Genomic DNA, 17,177 nt, shown 5'->3' with positions numbered 1-17,177 from the left:
ATAGAAAACTTTGTCAAATATGGATTGACAAGCGTTTTGACGGATGATATTATGTGACAGTCCCCTTTTTGGAGGTGAACTATGTCTCTGGAGAAATTACACACAGCGCGCACGGTCGCCGGCATTCATCAGGTTTGCCGCGCGGTGGAGAGCGGCGCGGCAGAGATGGTGTTCATCGCCTCGGATGTTGATGAGCGTGTGCTTGGCACATTGCTCGCGGTGTGCAGGGACGCGGGAATCATACCTGACCGCACGGCGACGAAGGCCGCGCTCGGAGAGCACGTACGCCTCGATGTGGGGGCTACGGCGGTCGCTACACTACGGTAAAAACGCAGCCTCTGCGTTTTCATACAAAAGAATTGAAATGACGACAAAGGAAGGAGGTGCAGTATGCCAACGATCAATCAGCTCATTCGCAAGAGCCGGAAGAGCCTTGAGGAGAAATCGAAAGCACCAGCACTGAAGAACAGCCCGCAGAAACGCGGCGTCTGCACGCGTGTCTATACGTCCACGCCGAAGAAGCCGAACTCTGCTCTTAGAAAGGTTGCTCGTGTTCGCCTGACGAACAGCATCGAGGTGACCGCATACATCCCCGGAATCGGGCACAATCTGCAGGAGCACAGCGTCGTCCTCATTCGCGGCGGTCGCGTGAAGGATCTGCCGGGTGTTCGTTACCACATCATTCGCGGCTCGCTCGATACGGCCGGTGTGCAGGATCGCGCACAGGGGCGTTCGAAGTACGGCGCGAAGCGTGCAAAGAAGAAGTAAGGAAGTATATCGTTAGGAGGTTGGGCTATGCCACGTAAGGGCCCCGTGCCGAAGCGGGATGTTCTGCCGGATCCGGTATATCATTCCAAGACGGTGACGAAGTTTATCAACAAGGTTATGCTCTCGGGCAAGAAGAGTGTTGCACAGCGCGTTGTGTACGATGCGTTTGACACGATTCGCGAGAAGACAGGGCAGGATCCGCTCGAGGTGTTCGAGACGGCTCTGCGCAATGTCATGCCTGTGCTCGAGGTCAAGGCACGCCGTGTCGGCGGTGCCAACTATCAGGTTCCAGTCGAGGTTCGTGCGGATCGCCGCATGACGCTCGGTATCCGTTGGCTTGTCGGCTATGCGCGTCTGCGCGGCGAGAAGACGATGGATGCACGCCTCTCGGCAGAGCTGATGGATGCTGCGAACAATACGGGTGCAGCGATTAAGAAGAAGGAAGATACGCACAAGATGGCGGAGGCCAACAAGGCATTCGCACATTATCGCTGGTAGGAACTTCTAAACGGAGATTCCGTAACATCCAGCAGTGTAAGGAGCGATAGGAAACAGTGGCAAGAGAATATTCCCTTGAAAAAACGCGGAATATCGGCATCATGGCTCACATCGATGCCGGCAAGACGACGACCACCGAGCGCATTCTCTTCTACACGGGCGTAACGCACAAGATCGGCGAGGTTCATGAGGGCGCTGCCACCATGGACTGGATGGTTCAGGAGCAGGAACGCGGCATTACGATTACGTCGGCGGCGACGACCTGTCACTGGAAAGACCATCGCATCAATATCATTGATACGCCGGGTCACGTTGACTTTACGGTCGAGGTAGAGCGCTCGCTGCGCGTGCTGGACGGCACGGTCGCAGTTCTGACCGCACGCGGCGGCGTTGAACCGCAGACGGAGACGGTCTGGCGTCAGGCGGAGCGTTACAATGTCCCGCGCATGGCGTATGTCAACAAGATGGACATTACGGGCGCAGATTTCTTCAATGTTATGAAGATGATGCGCGAACGTCTCAATGCAAACCCGGTGGCGATTCAGCTGCCGATCGGCGCAGAGGATGAGTTCAAAGGCATCATCGACCTCGTGAAGATGGACGCCATCGTGTACGAGGACGATCTCGGCAAGGTGACCGATGAGGTTGAGATTCCCGAGGAGTACAAGGCACAGGCTGAGGAATACCATGAGAAGCTGGTCGAGGCGTGCGCTGAGGCGGACGATGAGCTCATGGAGAAGTATCTCGGCGGTGAGGATGTTACGGAGGCGGAGATCCGCCGTGCAATCCGCAAGGCGACGATCGCCTGCCAGATGACGCCTGTCACCTGCGGTACGTCGTACCGCAACAAGGGCGTGCAGCCGCTCCTCGATGCGATCGTCGACTACATGCCGGCACCGACGGATATCCCGCCGATTGCAGGTGTGAACCCCGACACAGGTGAGGCGGACAGCCGCCCGGCATCGGATAGTGCGCCGTTCTCGGCACTCGCGTTCAAGATCATGACGGATCCGTTTGTTGGAAAGCTCGCGTTCTTCCGCGTCTACTCCGGTACGCTGAACTCCGGCTCCTACGTCTTCAATGCGACGAAGGACAACAAGGAGCGCATCGGCCGCATCCTGCAGATGCACGCAAACAACCGCAAGGAGATCGAGGTGGTCTATAGCGGCGACATCGCGGCGGCAGTCGGCCTGAAGAACACGACGACGGGCGACACGCTCTGCGATGAGAACAAGCCGATCATTCTCGAGTCGATGGAGTTCCCCGATCCCGTTATCTCCGTTGCGGTTGAGCCTGCAACGAAGAACGATCAGGAGAAGATGGGCATTGCGCTCCAGAAGCTCGCTGAGGAGGATCCGACGTTCCGCGTGCACACGGATGCAGAGACGGGACAGGTCATCATCTCGGGCATGGGCGAGCTGCACCTGCAGATCATCGTCGACCGTATGCTCCGCGAGTTCAAGGTCGACTGCAAGGTCGGCGAGCCGCAGGTTGCATACCGCGAGACGATTCGCAAGTCGGTCAAGGCGGAAGGCAAGTTCGTCCGTCAGTCCGGCGGTCATGGTCAGTACGGTCACTGCTGGCTCGAGCTCATCCCGCAGGATGCAGGCGAGGGCTTCAGCTTCGAGAACAAGGTCGTCGGCGGCGTGATTCCGAAGGAATTCATCAACCCGATCGAGGCCGGTGTTCGCCAGGCGATGGAGGGCGGCGTTGTCGCCGGCTATCCGATGGTCGACATCAAGGTCATCGTCTACGACGGATCGTTCCACGAGGTCGACTCGTCCGAGGCTGCGTTCAAGGTGGCTGGTTCGATGGCGTTCAAGGCTGGTGCCGAGAAGGCAAGCCCCGTGCTCCTCGAGCCGTATGTCAAGGTCGAGGTCACGGTGCCCGAGGAGTACATGGGCGACGTTATCGGCGATCTGAACTCGCGCCGTGGACGCATCGACGGCATGGAGCCGCGCAACGGCGTGCAGGTCATCAACGCGTTCGTTCCGCTCTCGGAGATGTTCGGTTACTCGACGGATCTCCGTTCCAAAACCCAGGGCCGCGGGAACTACTCCATGGAAGTTTCCTTCTATGACGAAGTTCCTAAGAATATAGCTGACGCTGTAGTCGCCAAGAATAAAGGCGAATAAGGAGGCAATTTTAAATGGCAAAGGAAAAGTTTAACCGCAGCAAGCCCCATGTCAACATCGGCACGATCGGCCACGTTGACCACGGCAAGACGACGCTGACGGCTGCAATCACGAAGGTTCTCTCCGAGAAGGGCTATGCGAAGTTCGAGGACTATGCGGACATCGACAAGGCTCCGGAGGAGCGCGAGCGCGGCATTACGATCAACACGGCACACGTTGAGTATGAGACGGACAATCGTCACTATGCGCACGTTGACTGCCCGGGCCACGCGGACTATGTCAAGAACATGATCACGGGTGCTGCACAGATGGACGGCGCGATCCTCGTTGTCTCCGCTGCTGACGGCCCGATGCCCCAGACGCGTGAGCACATCCTGCTCGCACGTCAGGTCGGCGTTCCGGCTCTCGTTGTCTTCCTCAACAAGGTTGACCAGGTTGACGATCCCGAGCTCCTCGAGCTCGTCGAGATGGAAGTTCGTGAGCTGCTCTCGCAGTACGAGTTCCCCGGCGACGACATCCCCGTTGTTGCAGGCTCTGCGCTGAAGGCGCTCGAGGGCGACGAGGCGATGAAGGCGAAGATCCTCGAGCTCATGGATGAGGTTGATAAGTATATCCCGACGCCGACGCGTGACACGGACAAGCCCTTCCTCATGCCGGTTGAGGACGTCTTCACGATCACGGGGCGCGGCACGGTTGCCACGGGTCGTGTGGAGCGCGGCGAGCTGAAGCTGAACGATACGGTTGAGATCGTCGGCCTTCAGGAAGAGGCGCGCAGCACGGTTGTTACGGGCATCGAGATGTTCCGCAAGCTGCTCGACAGCGCTGTTGCGGGCGACAACATCGGCGCACTGCTCCGTGGCGTTGACCGTAAGGACATCGAGCGCGGTCAGGTTCTCGCAAAGCCGGGTTCCATCAACCCGCACACGAAGTTCAAGGCGCAGGTCTACGTCCTGACGAAGGAAGAGGGCGGCCGTCATACGCCGTTCTTCACGAACTATCGTCCCCAGTTCTACTTCCGTACCACGGACGTGACGGGCGTGGTTCGTCTCCCCGAGGGCACTGAGATGGTCATGCCCGGCGACAACGTCGAGATGGAAGTCGAGCTCATCACCCCGATCGCGATCGAGCAGGGTCTCCGCTTCGCTATCCGCGAGGGCGGCCACACGGTCGGTGCGGGTCGTGTTACGGCGATTGAAGGCTAATTCTTAGTCTCTTGATATTCCCTAGGAGGAGGAGCGGCGCGCTCGCGTCGCTCCTTTTCGAGGGAGTATGATAAAACTTCTTTTCATCTTTTGGAATCATACGACAGACGACGTACTCCATGCGATGACATGGCAGATGGCTATGCCCCGGTGGGGCAGAGGGAACTGCCGTGGAGAAATGTTTGGGGCGAGACCCCGGACGAAGGAGGAAAACTACTTTGGCGAAACAGCAGAAAATCAGAATTCGTTTGAAGGCCTACGACCACAAGGCTCTCGATCAGAGTGCGGCGAAGATCGTCGACACGGCAAAAAAGACGGGCGCGATGGTCTCAGGTCCCATTCCACTTCCGACGGAGAAGAATGTCTATACGATTCTCCGTTCTCCGCACGTCAACAAGGACTCGCGCGAGCAGTTTGAGATGCGCACGCACAAGCGTCTCATCGACATCCTGCAGCCGACGAACAAGACGGTCGATTCGCTCATGCGTCTCGATCTGCCTGCCGGCGTTGACATCGAGATTAAGCTCTAATAGGAGGTGGAAGCCTTGGCTAAGGCTATTTTAGGAAGAAAACTGGGCATGACCCAGATCTTCACAGAGGAAGGCCGCGTCGTTCCCGTGACGGTCGTTGAGTCCGGCAACAACTTCGTGCTCCGGAACAAGACCAACGAGACGGACGGCTATAACGCTGTGCAGCTCGGGTTTGGCGATATCAAGGAGAAGAACGTCACGAAGCCGCTCAAGGGTCAGTTTGAGAAGGCGGGCGTGAAGGCGGTGCGTTTCATTCGTGAGATGCGTCTCGCTGCTCCTTCCGAATACAATGTTGGTGACACGATCGGCGTCGATATCTTCGCTGCGGGCGATCTCGTCGATGTGGTCGGTACGTCCAAGGGCAAGGGCTTTGCGGGCGGCATCAAGCGCCACAACTTTGCACGCGGCCCTATGGGTCACGGCTCGAAGTCGCACCGTGAGCCGGGCTCGACGGGTGCAATGATCTCGGGTCCCGGCGGACGCGTCCTCAAGGGCAAGAAGCTCCCCGGCCGTATGGGCGGCGAGCGCGTCACGGTGCAGCGCCTGACGGTTGTCCGCGTGGACAGTGACCGCAACCTCATCCTCATCAAGGGCGCAATTCCGGGCCCGAAGAAGGGATTTGTCGTGATTAAAGATACCGTAAAGCCTGCAAAGGCGACGAAAGAATAAGGAAGGGGGAAAAGCAGCATGGCGAATGTAGCAGTATACGATATGTCGCACAATCAGGTTGGCGAGATCAGCCTGAACGATGAGTTCTTCAATGTCGAAATGAATGCCGGCCTCCTTCATCAGGCGGTTGTCCTCCAGCTTGCGTCGCAGCGTCTCGGCACACACGCGACGAAGACGCGCGGTCTTGTGCGCGGCGGCGGACGCAAGCCTTGGCGCCAGAAGGGCACGGGTCGTGCCCGCGCAGGTTCGACGCGCAGCCCGCTGTGGGTTGGCGGCGGCACGGTCTTTGGACCGCATCCGCGCAAGTACGGCTTTACGATGCCGCGCAAGCAGCGCCGTCTCGCCCTCAAGTGTGCGCTCTCGGACAAGGTGCGTACGGGCGACTTCATCGTCCTCGATCAGCTCGATTTCGAGGCACCGAAGACGAAGGCAGCCGTGAAGCTCCTGAGCGATTTCGGTGTGAATGCAAAGAGCCTCTTCATCACGGCGGACGAAGCTGTCAATGTAGAGCGCTCCACTAGCAATATTCCGGGTGTAAAAGCCATCTCGGCGCGTGGAATCAATGTCTATGACATTCTCCATCACGACAAGCTCTTCATTACGAAGGATGCCATCACCCGTATCGAGGAGGTATTCGCATAATGGAAGCACGTGATATTCTCGTACGCCCGCTCATCACGGAGCGGACGACGCAGCTCATGGCTGAGGGCAAATACGTCTTCGTCGTCGCGAAGGCTGCGAACAAAATCGAGATTGCAAAGGCAGTCTCGGAGATCTTCAAGGTGAAGGTCGCAAAGGTCAACACGGTCAACGTCCTCGGCAAGAAAAAGCGCATGGGTCGCACACAGGGCAAGCGCCCGGACTACAAGAAGGCCATCGTGAAACTCGCTCCGGGCGAGACCATCGAGTTCTTTGAAGGCTGAGACGAAAGGGAGGTACGAACGTGGCAGCAAAGAGTTTTAAGCCGTATTCTGCCGGCAGACGTTTCATGACGGTCTCTTCCTTCGATGAGATCACAACGGACAAGCCGGAGAAGTCCCTCACCGTTCGCCTGACGAAGACGGGTGGACGCAACCAGCAGGGCAAGCTGACCGTGCGTCATCGCGGCGGCGGTCACAAGCGACTCTATCGCATCATTGATTTCAAGCGCACGAAGGACGGCATCCCCGCCCGCGTCGCAACGATCGAATACGATCCGAACCGCAGCGCACGCATTGCGCTCCTGAACTACGCAGATGGCGAGAAGCGCTACATCCTCGCACCGAACGGCCTGAAGGTCGGCGATGTTGTGGAGTCGGGTGCCGAGGCTGACATCAAGCCGGGCAACACGCTTCCGCTGAAGAATATCCCGCTCGGTACGGTCATCCATGCCGTCGAGCTCAAGATCGGCAAGGGTGCACAGCTCGTCCGCAGCGCAGGTACGTCCGCACAACTGATGGCAAAGGAGGGCGACTACGCACTCCTGCGCATGCCATCCGGCGAGATCCGCCGCGTGCACATCAACTGCCGTGCGACGATCGGTCAGGTCGGCAACCTCGAGCATGAGAACATCACCATCGGCAAGGCAGGCCGCAGCCGCTGGCTCGGACGCCGTCCGGAGACACGCGGTATCGCGATGAACCCGAACGACCATCCGCACGGCGGTGGTGAGGGTCGTTCGCCGGTCGGACGCAAGAGCCCGATGACGAAGTGGGGCAAGATTGCGATGGGCAAGAAGACGCGCCGCAAGAAGAAGGCGTCGAATCGTCTGATTGTTCACCGCCGTAAGTAATCGACTTGGTGGACAGCCCCTCGGGGGGCGTCCTCCTAATTATAGTTGATTCAGTCGTAACTTGCAGATAGAACCTCGTCGGATTGATTACAGTCCGGCGAAAGGAGGAAAAACTTTGTCAAGATCGATTAAGAAAGGGCCTTTCGTCGCAGAGAGCCTGATGAAGAAGATCGATGCGCTCAACGAAAAGAACGAGAAGAAGGTTGTGCGCACATGGTCGCGCAGCTCGACGATCTTTCCGGATTTCGTCGGCCACACGATCGCTGTCCATGACGGACGCAAGCATGTCCCCGTGTACGTCACGGAGGATATGGTCGGACATAAGCTCGGCGAATTTGCGCCGACACGTACATTCAAGGGTCACGCGGGCGAAGAGCGCAAGACCTCGCTGCGCTGATAGAGAGGAGGACGATTCGTGGCACAGGAAGTAAAGGCTACCGCCAAATACATCCGTATCGCACCGCGCAAGGTTCGCATTGTGATGAACCTCGTGCGCGGCAAGAGCGTTGCTGACGCTCTCGCAATCCTGAAGTTCACGCCGAAGGTCGGCGCGGACGCCGTGGAGAAGGTGCTCCGCTCTGCCATTGCAAACGCGGAGAACAACTTCGACATGGATGCAGACCGTCTGTTCATTTCCTCAGCTTTCGTTGACCAGGGGCCGACCTTGAAGCGCATTCATCCGCGTTCGCGTGGACAGGCGTTCAAGATTTTGAAGCACACGTCCCACATCACGGTTGCCGTAAACGAAAAGTAATAGGGAGGGAAACAGTTTGGGTCAGAAAGTAAATCCCCATGGCATTCGCCTTGGCATCGTCAAGGATTGGGATGCCCGCTGGTATGCAGACAAGGATTTCGCGCAGAATCTGCATGAGGACATCAAGATTCGCGATTACCTCAAGAAGAGCCTCCAGACCGCAGGTGTTCCCCGCGTGGAGACGGAGCGCAGCAAGAACCGCCTGAAGCTCACGATCCATACGGCAAAGCCGGGCATGGTTATCGGACGCGGCGGCTCCGGAATCGAGCAGATCAAGGAAGGCCTCAAGGGTCTGACGGATAAGCGCGTTGACATCAATATTGCAGAGATCAAGCAGCCGGATCTCGACGCGACGCTCGTCGCCGAGAACATTGCGGCACAGCTTGAGCGCCGCATTGCCTTCCGCCGTGCGATGAAGCAGGCTGTCGGGCGCACGATGCGTCTCGGCGCGAAGGGCATCAAGATCGCAGTCAGCGGCCGTCTCGGCGGTGCGGAAATCGCACGCCGTGAGTCCTATCGCGAGGGCAGCATTCCCCTGCACACGTTGCGTGCAGACATTGACTACGGCACGGCCGAGGCGCATACGACATACGGCCGCATCGGCATCAAGGTCTGGATCTTCAAGGGCGAGGTTCTCCCCGACAAGAAGCAGGCGCCGAAGAACGGTAAGGAAAGGAGCGAGGCGTAATGTTACTCCCAAAGCGTGTAAAGTACCGCAAGCAGTTCCGCGGACGCATGAAGGGTAAGGCACAGCGCGGCAACACAGTCAGCCACGGCCAGTACGGTCTCGTTGCTCTGGAGCCGGCATGGATCACGAACCGCCAGATCGAGGCTGCGCGTATCGCGATGACGCGTTACATCAAGCGCGGCGGTAAGGTCTGGATCAAGATTTTCCCGGACAAGCCGGTCACGGCGAAGCCGGCAGAGACCCGCATGGGTTCCGGCAAGGGCTCGCCCGAGTACTGGGTAGCCGTCGTAAAGCCGGGTCGCGTCCTCTTTGAGATGGACGGCGTGGCACGTGACGTTGCGGCAGAGGCGATGCGTCTCGCGGGACACAAGCTCCCGATCAAGACGAAGTTCGTCGTACGCGAAGAAGTAGAGGGCGGTGAAGTGAATGAAGGTTGATGAGATCCGCGGCCTGAGCGCCGATGAGCTCAAGGAGAAACTTGCGTCGCTCAAAGAGGAGCTCTTTGGCCTCCGTTTTCAGCACGCCACCGGACAGCTCGATAACCCGATGCGTATCAAGGACGTAAAGAAGACGATTGCCCGCATCAAGACGATTCAGCGTGAGCAGGCAAACGCCTAAGACAAGTTACGGACATTCGTACAGATACGCAGAAGGAAGGAGGCTCACATAGATGAGCGATAGAAACGTACGCAAAGTGAGAATCGGCAAGGTCGTGTCCGACAAGATGGACAAGACCGTTGTCGTTGCTGTCGAGGAGCTCGAGCAGCACAAGATGTATAAGAAGCCGGTTAAGAAGACGGTGAAGTTCCACGCGCATGACGAGAAGAACGACGCGCACGTCGGCGACCGTGTCTCCATCATGGAGACGCGTCCGCTCTCCAAGACGAAGCGCTGGCGCGTGGTCGAAGTCGTCGAGCGCGCGAAGTAAGGAGGAACAGAATCAATGATACAGCAGGAAACAATCCTGAATGTCGGCGATAACACAGGAGCGAAGGAAATCCTCTGCATTCGCGTACTGGGCGGCTCGTACCGCAAGTATGCCAACATCGGCGACATCATCGTCGCCTCCGTCAAGGCGGCAGCGCCGGGCGGCACGGTGAAGAAGGGCGACGTCGTCAAGGCGGTTGTCGTCCGCAGCGTCAAGGGACTGCGTCGTCCGGACGGTTCCTACATCCGCTTCGACGAGAATGCGGCCGTCATCATCAAGGATGACCACACGCCGCGCGGAACGCGTATTTTCGGACCTGTCGCACGCGAGCTGCGCGAGAAGGACTTCATGAAGATCGTCTCGCTCGCGCCCGAAGTTCTTTAAGGAGGAGGTGTTATTTTGTCGCTGGCAAAACTGAACGTCAAGAAGGGCGATACGGTCGTCGTTCTTTCCGGTAAGGATAAGGGTAAGCAGGGCAAGGTCATCGAGGCTCAGCCGAAGAAGGGCAAGGTCATCGTTGAGGGCGTGAACAAGGTGAAACGTCACACGAAGCCGAGCCAGAGCGCACCGCAGGGCGGTATCATCACGAAGGAGGCACCGCTGTTCGCATCGAAGGTGCAGCTTGTCTGCCCCGCGTGCGGCAAGGCAACGCGCGTTGCGCACCGCATCATCGGTGAGCGCAAGGTGCGCGCCTGCAAGAAGTGCGGCGAGCCCATCGAGCAGTAATCTTTAGCGGAAAGGAGGAATACGCAAAGTGGAAAGACTCAAGGAAAAGTATCAGAAGGAAGTTGCACCGGCTCTGACGGAGAAGTTCGGCTATAAGAACGTCATGCAGCTCCCGAAGGTGGAGAAGGTCATCATCAACATGGGCGTCGGCGAGGCTGTCGGCAACCCAAAGGCACTTGATGCCGCTGTGACGGATCTCACCGCCATCGCAGGTCAGAAGCCCCAGCTCACGCGTGCGAAGAAGTCGCTCGCTGCGTGGAAGCTCCGCGAGGGCATGCCGATCGGCTGCAAGGTCACGCTACGCGGCACGCGTATGTACCAGTTCCTCGACAAGTTCATGAATGTCGCACTTCCGCGCGTCCGCGATTTCCGCGGGGTCAGCGAGAAGGCTTTCGACGGCCGCGGCAACTATGCCGTTGGTCTGCGTGAGCAGCTCATCTTCCCCGAGATTGACTACGACAAGATCGACAAGATTCGCGGCATGAACATCGTCATCGTTACGAGCGCGCATACGGACGAAGAGGCAAAAGAGCTCCTCCGTCTCATGGGTATGCCGTTCCGCGCGTAACGGGCTAGGAGGAACAACTGTGGCAAAGAAGGCAATGATTGAGAAGTGGAGCAAAGAGCCCAAGTTCTCGACACGCAAGTATAACCGCTGCAAGATCTGCGGACGTCCGCACGGCTACATCCGCAAATTCGATATGTGCCGTATCTGCTTCCGTGAGCAGAGTTACAAGGGCGCCATCCCTGGTGTAACGAAGGCAAGCTGGTAATTATCAAAACAAAGGAGGATATCGATTCATGGCAATGACTGATCCTATTGCAGATATGCTGACCCGCATCCGCAACGCAAACTCGGTCTACCACGAGAGCGTCGCGATCCCTGGGTCAAAGGTCAAGACGGCAATCGCCGAGGTCTTGAAAAAGGAAGGCTTCATCAAGGACTACTCCTTCCAGGAGGACGGCAAGCAGGGCGTCCTCACCGTCACGCTGAAGTATGGAGCGAAGCGTGAGCACGTGATCTCCGGCCTGAAGCGCGTATCAAAGCCCGGACTTCGCCAGTATGCAAAGCATGATGCGCTCCCGCGCGTCTACGGCGGCCTTGGTATCTCTGTGATCTCCACATCGAAGGGGATCATGAGCGACAAGGATGCCCGCAAGGCTGGTCTCGGCGGCGAAGTGCTCGCATTCGTATGGTAATGCACAGGCAGGAGGTGTAACAATGTCAAGAATTGGAAGAGCACCGATTCACATTCCGTCTGGCGTTACCGTCACGGTCGGTGCGGATAATCTCGTGAAAGTGAAGGGCCCGAAGGGCGAGCTTTCGCGCGAGATCCATCCGGATATGAAAATAACCGTCGAGGACGGTGTCGTCACCGTCATCCGTCCTTCGGACGATAAAATGCACAGGTCGCTCCACGGCCTTTCCCGCACACTCATCAACAACATGGTGGTCGGCGTGTCGGAAGGCTTTACGAAGACCCTTGAGATCAGCGGCGTCGGCTATCGTGCGGCAAAGCAGGGCAAGAACCTTAACCTTTCGCTCGGCTTCTCGCATCCCGTTGTCGTTGAGCCGCCCGAGGGCATTACGTTCGAGTGCCCCTCTGCAACGGTCATCACGATCTCCGGCATCAACAAGGAAGTCGTTGGTCAGACTGCAGCTGAGATCCGCGCACATCGTGAGCCGGAGCCATATAAGGGCAAGGGCATCAAGTACGCCGGAGAGCATATCCGCCGCAAGGAAGGCAAAGCCGGCGCGAAGGGCAAGAAATAAGAAGGAGAGGAGTGACACACTGTGCTTATCAAGCAGGATAAGAATAAGGCGCGCCAGAAGCGCCATCTGCGCGTGCGCAATCACATTGCAGGCACTGCGGCACGTCCGCGCCTCAATGTATTCCGCAGCCTCAAGAACATCTACGCACAGATCATCGATGATGAAAAGGGCGTGACGCTCGTCTCCGCGAGCTCCAAGGATAAGGACTTCTCCCAGTACGGCGGCAACGTCGAGGCGGCAAAGGCCATCGGCACCGCTGTTGCGAAGAAGGCTCTTGAGAAGGGTATCACCGAGGTCGTCTTTGACCGCGGCGGCTACATCTACCATGGCCGCGTCGCTGCTCTCGCTGAGGCAGCCCGCGAGGCCGGACTGAAATTCTAAAGGAGGGAAAGCATGGCTAGACATAACGAAAACGAGACGCCGGAGTTTGAGGAGCGTGTCGTATTCATCAACCGCGTATCGAAGGTTGTCAAGGGCGGCCGACGCTCCTCCTTCAGTGCGCTCGTTGTCGTCGGCAACAAGAAGGGCAAGGTAGGCTTTGGCATGGGCAAGGCCGCTGAGGTGCCCGAGGCGATCCGCAAGGGCGTCGAGGACGCAAAGAAGAGCCTGATCGAGGTTCCGCTGCGCGAGGAGCGCACGATTCCGCATGAGATCACGGGCATCTTCGGTGCCGGCCGCGTGCTTCTGAAGCCCGCTGCCAAAGGTACCGGCGTCATTGCCGGCGGCCCTGCGCGTGCGGTACTCGAGCTCGCAGGCGTGCGTGACATCCTCACGAAGTCGCTCGGCTCGTCCAACCCGAACAACATGGTGCGTGCCACGATGGAGGGACTCATCGGCCTCAAGAACCCCGCCGATGTTGCAGCTCTCCGCGGCAAGACCGTACGCGAGATTTTTGGCTGATAAGGAGGAACGAACATGGCAAAAGTCAGAGTTACCCTGACGCGCAGCTTGATCGGTCGTCCTGAGACGCAGCGCAAGACTGTGAAATCGCTCGGACTGCGCAAGCGCAACTCCGTTACCGAGCTTCCCGACACGCCCGCCGTGCGTGGGCAGCTTCACAAGGTCTCCCACCTCATCACGGTGGAAGAGATTGCAGACTGAAGAGGGGAGGCAAGAATCTATGAAACTGCATGAATTACAGCCGGCTGAGGGGGCGCGCAAGACGTCGAAGCGCGTCGGCCGCGGCATCGGCTCCGGCCTTGGCAAGACCTCGGGGCGCGGCATGAAGGGGCAGAAGTCCCGTTCCGGCGGCGGCGTCCGCAGCGGCTTTGAGGGCGGTCAGATGCCTCTCTACCGTCGTCTCCCGAAGCGTGGCTTCAAGAACATCTGGGCAAAGACCTTTGCCGAGGTGAACGTTGGCAGCCTAAACTGCTTCGAGGACGGTGCGACGGTGGATCCCGTTGCACTCATCGAGGCGGGTATCCTCAAGAATGTCCGTGACGGCATCCGCATCCTCGGCGATGGCGAGCTCACGGCGAAGAACCTCACCGTGCGCGCGCAGGGCTTTACGCAGGGCGCGGCAGACAAAATCGCAGCGGCAGGCGGCAAAGTCGAGGTGATCTAAGGTGCTCCAAGCCCTTGGAAACATCTTCCAGATTCCCGAACTTAGGCAAAAGATCGTATTCACGCTCATCATGTTCGCCGTGTTCCGCATGGGGACACACATCCCCGTGCCCGGCGTCGACCCGACGGCGATCGAGCAGCTCTTCGCACAGGGAACCCTGTTCGGACTGCTCGATCTCTTCTCGGGCGGAGCGTTCAGTAAGTTCTCCGTCTTTGCGATGAGCATCACGCCCTACATCAACGCAGCCATCATCATCCAGCTGCTCAACGTCGTTGTACCGACGCTTGAGCAGTGGTCAAAGGAAGGCGCGGAGGGACATAAGAAGACGACGAAGGTCACGCGGTACCTCACGGTTGCACTCGCGTTCTTCCAGGCGATCGGCATGTCGATCGGTCTCAAGAGCGCGATCCTCAACCCGAACCCCGTGAACATCCTCATCATCGCGATTACGCTCACTGCAGGCACGGTATTCCTGATGTGGCTGGGCGAACAGATTACGGCGAACGGTGTCGGCAACGGCATCTCACTGATCATCTTTGCCGGTATTGTCGCGGCGCTGCCGAAGAACATTGGCACGATCTACGCCTACGTCAAGGCGGGCACGATCAGCTACTTCAGTGTATTCGCGTTTGCCGTCATCGCACTCGCGATGATTGTCTTCGTCATTCACATCGAGACGGGCTTCCGCCGCGTCCCAATCACGTATGCGAAGCGTGTCGTCGGCGGGCGCATGGCGAGCGGGCATTCGAGTCACATCCCGTTCAAGGTCAATCAGGCGGGCGTTATCCCGATCATCTTTGCCTCGTCGGTGCTCATGTTCCCGATCACGGTCGCGCAGTTCATCGACGTGCCGTGGGTCAAGACGGCGGCGGCGTATCTCGAGTGGGGCAAACCCCTCCAGACCACGCTCTACGTCCTCATGATCATCTTCTTCACCTACTTCTACACTTCGGTGACAGTGAAGATCCCCGATATGGCAGACAACCTCAAGAAATACGGCGGCTTCGTCCCAGGGCTGCGCCCGGGGCAAGCGACGGCGGATTATCTTGACTACGTGCTGACGCGCATCACGCTTGCGGGGGCATTCTTCCTTGCATTCATCGCGGTGCTGCCGAACATGGTGGCGGGCGCGACGAACATTCAGGGCGTGTACTTTGGCGGCACAGCGCTGCTGATCGTCGTCGGTGTTGCACTGCAGACCATGAAGCAGATTGAGTCGATGGTCGTCATGCGCCACTACGAAGGCTTTATGAAATAATGACGTAAGGAGATCACTATGCACATCATTTTGATGGGGCCTCCGGGTGCCGGCAAGGGCACCCAGGCGGCAAACCTCGTAAAACGATACGGTATTCTGCACATCTCCACGGGCGACATGTTTCGTGAAGCCGTGAAAGAGGGCACACCGCTCGGCAAAGAGGCGAAGTCCTACATGGACGCGGGCAAGCTCGTCCCCGACGAGGTGACGATCGGCATTGTGCGCGAGCGCCTCAGTAAGCCCGACTGCAAGAAGGGATTCATCCTCGATGGATTCCCGCGCACGGTCGAGCAGGCGGATGCACTCAATGAAATCCTTGCAGACAATGGGCTGACGCTCACGGGCGTCCTCAACATCAACGTCCCCACCGCCGATCTCATCGAGCGTGCCGTCGGACGCCGCATCTGCAAGAGCTGCGGACATTCCTTCCATGTGAAGTTCAACCCGACGAAGGTTGAGGGTGTCTGCGACGACTGCGGCGGTACGACCTATCAGCGTGCCGACGACAGTGAGGAGACCATGAAGAGCCGTCTTTCCGTCTATGAATCCTCCACGCGCCCCCTCATCGACTACTACACGAAGGCGGGCGTCTACAAGGAGATCGACGGCAGACAGGACATCGCGAAGGTCGAGGCGGATCTCGCCGCCGTCCTTGAGGCGTAAAAGGAGCGAAAGGGAAGTATGTCAAAACAGGATGTCATCGAGGTAGAGGGAAGAGTCGTTGAGAAACTTCCCAATGCGATGTTCCAGGTCGAACTTGAGAACGGACACGTTGTCCTGGCTCATGTTTCCGGAAAGATACGCATGAACTTCATCCGTATTTTGCCGGGCGACAAGGTAACCATCGAACTCACCCCGTACGATCTGACTCGTGGACGTATTACGTATCGCTTCAAATAGTCCTGAAAAAACCTAGCCAGACAGAATGATCTGTGCTAGAATAGAAAAGATCGACTTGAACCTTGAATGTAAGGAGACGGAAGGAGGCAAGCGCAGTGAAGGTAAGACCGTCTGTCAAGAAAATCTGCGAGAAATGCAAGATCATCAAGCGCAAGGGCCGTGTCATGGTCATTTGCGAGAACCCCAAGCATAAGCAAAGACAAGGATAAAAGGAGGTGCACTTATGGCACGTATTGCCGGTGTAGATTTGCCCCGTGACAAGAGAATTGAGATTTCCCTGACGTACATCTACGGCATTGGCCTGACGACCGCGAAGAAGCTGCTCGCGATCGCAAACGTCAATCCCGATACCCGTACGCGCGACCTCACGGAGGATGAAGTCGTCAGACTTCGTGATGCCATCGACAAGAACGCCGTGGTGGAGGGCGACCTTCGCCGCGAAATTCAGATGAACATCAAGCGTCTCGTTGATATCGGCTGCTACCGTGGCCGCCGCCACCGTCTCGGCCTGCCTGTCCGCGGACAGAACACGAAGAACAATGCGCGCACGCGCAAGGGTCCGAAGAAGGCCGTTGCAGGCAAGAAAAAGTAAAGGAGGCTCGTAGAGGTGGCTGTTAAGAAAACAACACGTTCCAAGAAAAAAGTTCGCAAGAACATAGAGTCGGGCGTTGCACACATCAGCTCGACATTCAACAACACGATCGTCACGCTCACCGATAAGAGCGGCAATGCCCTCTCGTGGGCGAGCGCCGGCGGTCTCGGCTTCCGTGGCTCGCGCAAGAGCACGCCGTTTGCAGCACAGATGGCTGCAGAGACGGCTGCAAAGGCTGCGATGGAGCACGGCCTGAAGTCCGTCGAAGTCTATGTCAAGGGTCCTGGTGCAGGCCGTGAGGCAGCAATCCGCTCGCTGCAGGCTACGGGTCTCGAAGTCAATATGATCAAAGACGTGACTCCCATCCCGCACAACGGATGCCGTCCGCCGAAGCGTCGCCGCGTCTAACAGGAGGTGCAT

The 17,177-nt window shown here is 58.1% G+C and carries 32 protein-coding genes; all 32 read left to right on the top strand.

Going from position 1 to position 17,177, the window contains the following annotated elements; translation table 11 throughout:
• Positions 1–81: 81 nt before the first annotated feature.
• The 32 genes from HMPREF9163_RS08185 to rpsK all read left to right on the top strand — a co-directional run bounded on the left by HMPREF9163_RS08185 (position 82) and on the right by rpsK (position 17,165).
• Positions 82–327 (top strand): ribosomal L7Ae/L30e/S12e/Gadd45 family protein, encoded by a 246-nt coding sequence (locus HMPREF9163_RS08185; protein WP_009441266.1) that lies wholly within the window; start codon positions 82–84, stop codon positions 325–327.
• A gap of 63 nt (positions 328–390) precedes the next feature.
• Positions 391–768, top strand: coding sequence for a 30S ribosomal protein S12 (gene rpsL, locus HMPREF9163_RS08180; RefSeq protein WP_006307578.1), 378 nt, complete (start codon positions 391–393; stop codon positions 766–768).
• Between the two features lie 27 nt (positions 769–795).
• The gene (gene rpsG / locus HMPREF9163_RS08175) at positions 796–1,266 is read left to right on the top strand and encodes a 30S ribosomal protein S7 (RefSeq protein ID WP_006692921.1); all 471 of its coding nucleotides are present in this window, start codon (positions 796–798) and stop codon (positions 1,264–1,266) included.
• Between the two features lie 56 nt (positions 1,267–1,322).
• Complete coding sequence (fusA, locus tag HMPREF9163_RS08170) at positions 1,323–3,401, top strand: elongation factor G (protein ID WP_037346671.1); 2,079 nt, start codon at positions 1,323–1,325, stop codon at positions 3,399–3,401.
• 14 nt (positions 3,402–3,415) lie between these two features.
• Positions 3,416–4,603 (top strand): elongation factor Tu, encoded by a 1,188-nt coding sequence (gene tuf / locus HMPREF9163_RS08165; protein ID WP_009441263.1) that lies wholly within the window; start codon positions 3,416–3,418, stop codon positions 4,601–4,603.
• A gap of 218 nt (positions 4,604–4,821) precedes the next feature.
• Positions 4,822–5,133 carry a 30S ribosomal protein S10 gene (gene rpsJ / locus HMPREF9163_RS08160; protein WP_006695835.1) on the top strand — a complete coding sequence of 104 codons (312 nt, stop codon included), beginning with the start codon at positions 4,822–4,824 and terminating at the stop codon, positions 5,131–5,133.
• Positions 5,134–5,148: 15 nt separating this feature from the next.
• Complete coding sequence (gene rplC / locus HMPREF9163_RS08155) at positions 5,149–5,802, top strand: 50S ribosomal protein L3 (protein ID WP_037346668.1); 654 nt, start codon at positions 5,149–5,151, stop codon at positions 5,800–5,802.
• Between the two features lie 18 nt (positions 5,803–5,820).
• Positions 5,821–6,444, top strand: coding sequence for a 50S ribosomal protein L4 (gene rplD, locus HMPREF9163_RS08150; protein ID WP_006307565.1), 624 nt, complete (start codon positions 5,821–5,823; stop codon positions 6,442–6,444).
• Positions 6,444–6,725: a 50S ribosomal protein L23 gene (gene rplW / locus HMPREF9163_RS08145; protein ID WP_006694704.1), complete on the top strand. Its 282-nt coding sequence runs from the start codon at positions 6,444–6,446 to the stop codon at positions 6,723–6,725. The genes rplD and rplW overlap by 1 nt, the downstream gene beginning before the upstream one ends.
• A gap of 20 nt (positions 6,726–6,745) precedes the next feature.
• Entirely contained in the window at positions 6,746–7,573 is an 828-nt protein-coding gene (gene rplB, locus HMPREF9163_RS08140) for a 50S ribosomal protein L2 (protein ID WP_037346666.1), read from the top strand.
• Between the two features lie 115 nt (positions 7,574–7,688).
• Entirely contained in the window at positions 7,689–7,970 is a 282-nt protein-coding gene (gene rpsS, locus HMPREF9163_RS08135; RefSeq protein ID WP_006307562.1) for a 30S ribosomal protein S19, read from the top strand.
• Between the two features lie 18 nt (positions 7,971–7,988).
• Positions 7,989–8,327, top strand: coding sequence for a 50S ribosomal protein L22 (gene rplV, locus HMPREF9163_RS08130; protein ID WP_009441259.1), 339 nt, complete (start codon positions 7,989–7,991; stop codon positions 8,325–8,327).
• A gap of 16 nt (positions 8,328–8,343) precedes the next feature.
• Positions 8,344–9,015, top strand: coding sequence for a 30S ribosomal protein S3 (gene rpsC / locus HMPREF9163_RS08125; protein ID WP_009441258.1), 672 nt, complete (start codon positions 8,344–8,346; stop codon positions 9,013–9,015).
• On the top strand, positions 9,015–9,452 hold the full coding sequence (gene rplP / locus HMPREF9163_RS08120; RefSeq protein ID WP_006307554.1) for a 50S ribosomal protein L16: 438 nt from the start codon (positions 9,015–9,017) through the stop codon (positions 9,450–9,452). The genes rpsC and rplP overlap by 1 nt, the downstream gene beginning before the upstream one ends.
• Entirely contained in the window at positions 9,442–9,633 is a 192-nt protein-coding gene (gene rpmC, locus HMPREF9163_RS08115) for a 50S ribosomal protein L29 (protein ID WP_009441256.1), read from the top strand. Before rplP ends, rpmC begins: the two co-directional genes overlap by 11 nt.
• A 52-nt stretch (positions 9,634–9,685) precedes the next feature.
• Positions 9,686–9,943: a 30S ribosomal protein S17 gene (gene rpsQ, locus HMPREF9163_RS08110; protein ID WP_009441255.1), complete on the top strand. Its 258-nt coding sequence runs from the start codon at positions 9,686–9,688 to the stop codon at positions 9,941–9,943.
• Positions 9,944–9,958: 15 nt separating this feature from the next.
• Positions 9,959–10,327, top strand: a complete 369-nt coding sequence (rplN, locus tag HMPREF9163_RS08105; RefSeq protein WP_006307551.1) for a 50S ribosomal protein L14 — start codon at positions 9,959–9,961, stop codon at positions 10,325–10,327.
• A 15-nt stretch (positions 10,328–10,342) separates the two neighbouring features.
• On the top strand, positions 10,343–10,669 hold the full coding sequence (gene rplX, locus HMPREF9163_RS08100) for a 50S ribosomal protein L24 (RefSeq protein ID WP_009441254.1): 327 nt from the start codon (positions 10,343–10,345) through the stop codon (positions 10,667–10,669).
• A 28-nt stretch (positions 10,670–10,697) separates the two neighbouring features.
• Positions 10,698–11,237 (top strand): 50S ribosomal protein L5, encoded by a 540-nt coding sequence (gene rplE, locus HMPREF9163_RS08095; RefSeq protein WP_006307549.1) that lies wholly within the window; start codon positions 10,698–10,700, stop codon positions 11,235–11,237.
• Positions 11,238–11,256: 19 nt separating this feature from the next.
• On the top strand, positions 11,257–11,442 hold the full coding sequence (locus HMPREF9163_RS08090) for a type Z 30S ribosomal protein S14 (RefSeq protein ID WP_006307548.1): 186 nt from the start codon (positions 11,257–11,259) through the stop codon (positions 11,440–11,442).
• A 28-nt stretch (positions 11,443–11,470) separates the two neighbouring features.
• Positions 11,471–11,869, top strand: a complete 399-nt coding sequence (rpsH, locus tag HMPREF9163_RS08085; protein WP_006307547.1) for a 30S ribosomal protein S8 — start codon at positions 11,471–11,473, stop codon at positions 11,867–11,869.
• A gap of 22 nt (positions 11,870–11,891) precedes the next feature.
• Positions 11,892–12,443: a 50S ribosomal protein L6 gene (rplF, locus tag HMPREF9163_RS08080; protein WP_006307546.1), complete on the top strand. Its 552-nt coding sequence runs from the start codon at positions 11,892–11,894 to the stop codon at positions 12,441–12,443.
• Positions 12,444–12,464: 21 nt separating this feature from the next.
• A complete protein-coding gene (gene rplR, locus HMPREF9163_RS08075) occupies positions 12,465–12,824 on the top strand; it encodes a 50S ribosomal protein L18 (protein WP_006694692.1) in 360 nt (119 codons plus the stop codon).
• A 12-nt stretch (positions 12,825–12,836) separates the two neighbouring features.
• Positions 12,837–13,343, top strand: a complete 507-nt coding sequence (gene rpsE / locus HMPREF9163_RS08070) for a 30S ribosomal protein S5 (protein WP_006694691.1) — start codon at positions 12,837–12,839, stop codon at positions 13,341–13,343.
• 15 nt (positions 13,344–13,358) lie between these two features.
• On the top strand, positions 13,359–13,544 hold the full coding sequence (rpmD, locus tag HMPREF9163_RS08065; protein WP_006692907.1) for a 50S ribosomal protein L30: 186 nt from the start codon (positions 13,359–13,361) through the stop codon (positions 13,542–13,544).
• Between the two features lie 19 nt (positions 13,545–13,563).
• Positions 13,564–14,007, top strand: a complete 444-nt coding sequence (gene rplO / locus HMPREF9163_RS08060; protein ID WP_009441253.1) for a 50S ribosomal protein L15 — start codon at positions 13,564–13,566, stop codon at positions 14,005–14,007.
• Between the two features lies 1 nt (position 14,008).
• On the top strand, positions 14,009–15,265 hold the full coding sequence (secY, locus tag HMPREF9163_RS08055; RefSeq protein ID WP_009441252.1) for a preprotein translocase subunit SecY: 1,257 nt from the start codon (positions 14,009–14,011) through the stop codon (positions 15,263–15,265).
• Between the two features lie 18 nt (positions 15,266–15,283).
• Positions 15,284–15,928, top strand: a complete 645-nt coding sequence (locus tag HMPREF9163_RS08050; RefSeq protein WP_009441251.1) for an adenylate kinase — start codon at positions 15,284–15,286, stop codon at positions 15,926–15,928.
• Between the two features lie 18 nt (positions 15,929–15,946).
• Positions 15,947–16,165 carry a translation initiation factor IF-1 gene (gene infA / locus HMPREF9163_RS08045; RefSeq protein ID WP_006307539.1) on the top strand — a complete coding sequence of 73 codons (219 nt, stop codon included), beginning with the start codon at positions 15,947–15,949 and terminating at the stop codon, positions 16,163–16,165.
• A gap of 95 nt (positions 16,166–16,260) precedes the next feature.
• Entirely contained in the window at positions 16,261–16,374 is a 114-nt protein-coding gene (rpmJ, locus tag HMPREF9163_RS08040; protein ID WP_006307538.1) for a 50S ribosomal protein L36, read from the top strand.
• Positions 16,375–16,388: 14 nt separating this feature from the next.
• A complete protein-coding gene (gene rpsM / locus HMPREF9163_RS08035; RefSeq protein ID WP_006307537.1) occupies positions 16,389–16,757 on the top strand; it encodes a 30S ribosomal protein S13 in 369 nt (122 codons plus the stop codon).
• A 15-nt stretch (positions 16,758–16,772) separates the two neighbouring features.
• Positions 16,773–17,165 (top strand): 30S ribosomal protein S11, encoded by a 393-nt coding sequence (gene rpsK / locus HMPREF9163_RS08030; RefSeq protein WP_006307536.1) that lies wholly within the window; start codon positions 16,773–16,775, stop codon positions 17,163–17,165.
• Positions 17,166–17,177 lie beyond the last annotated feature (12 nt).

It is taken from the genome of Selenomonas sp. oral taxon 138 str. F0429, assembly GCF_000318175.2.
In the GTDB taxonomy this organism is placed as follows: Bacteria; Bacillota; Negativicutes; order Selenomonadales; family Selenomonadaceae; genus Centipeda; species Centipeda timonae.
This window is presented reverse-complemented; position numbering and strand designations above follow the sequence as displayed.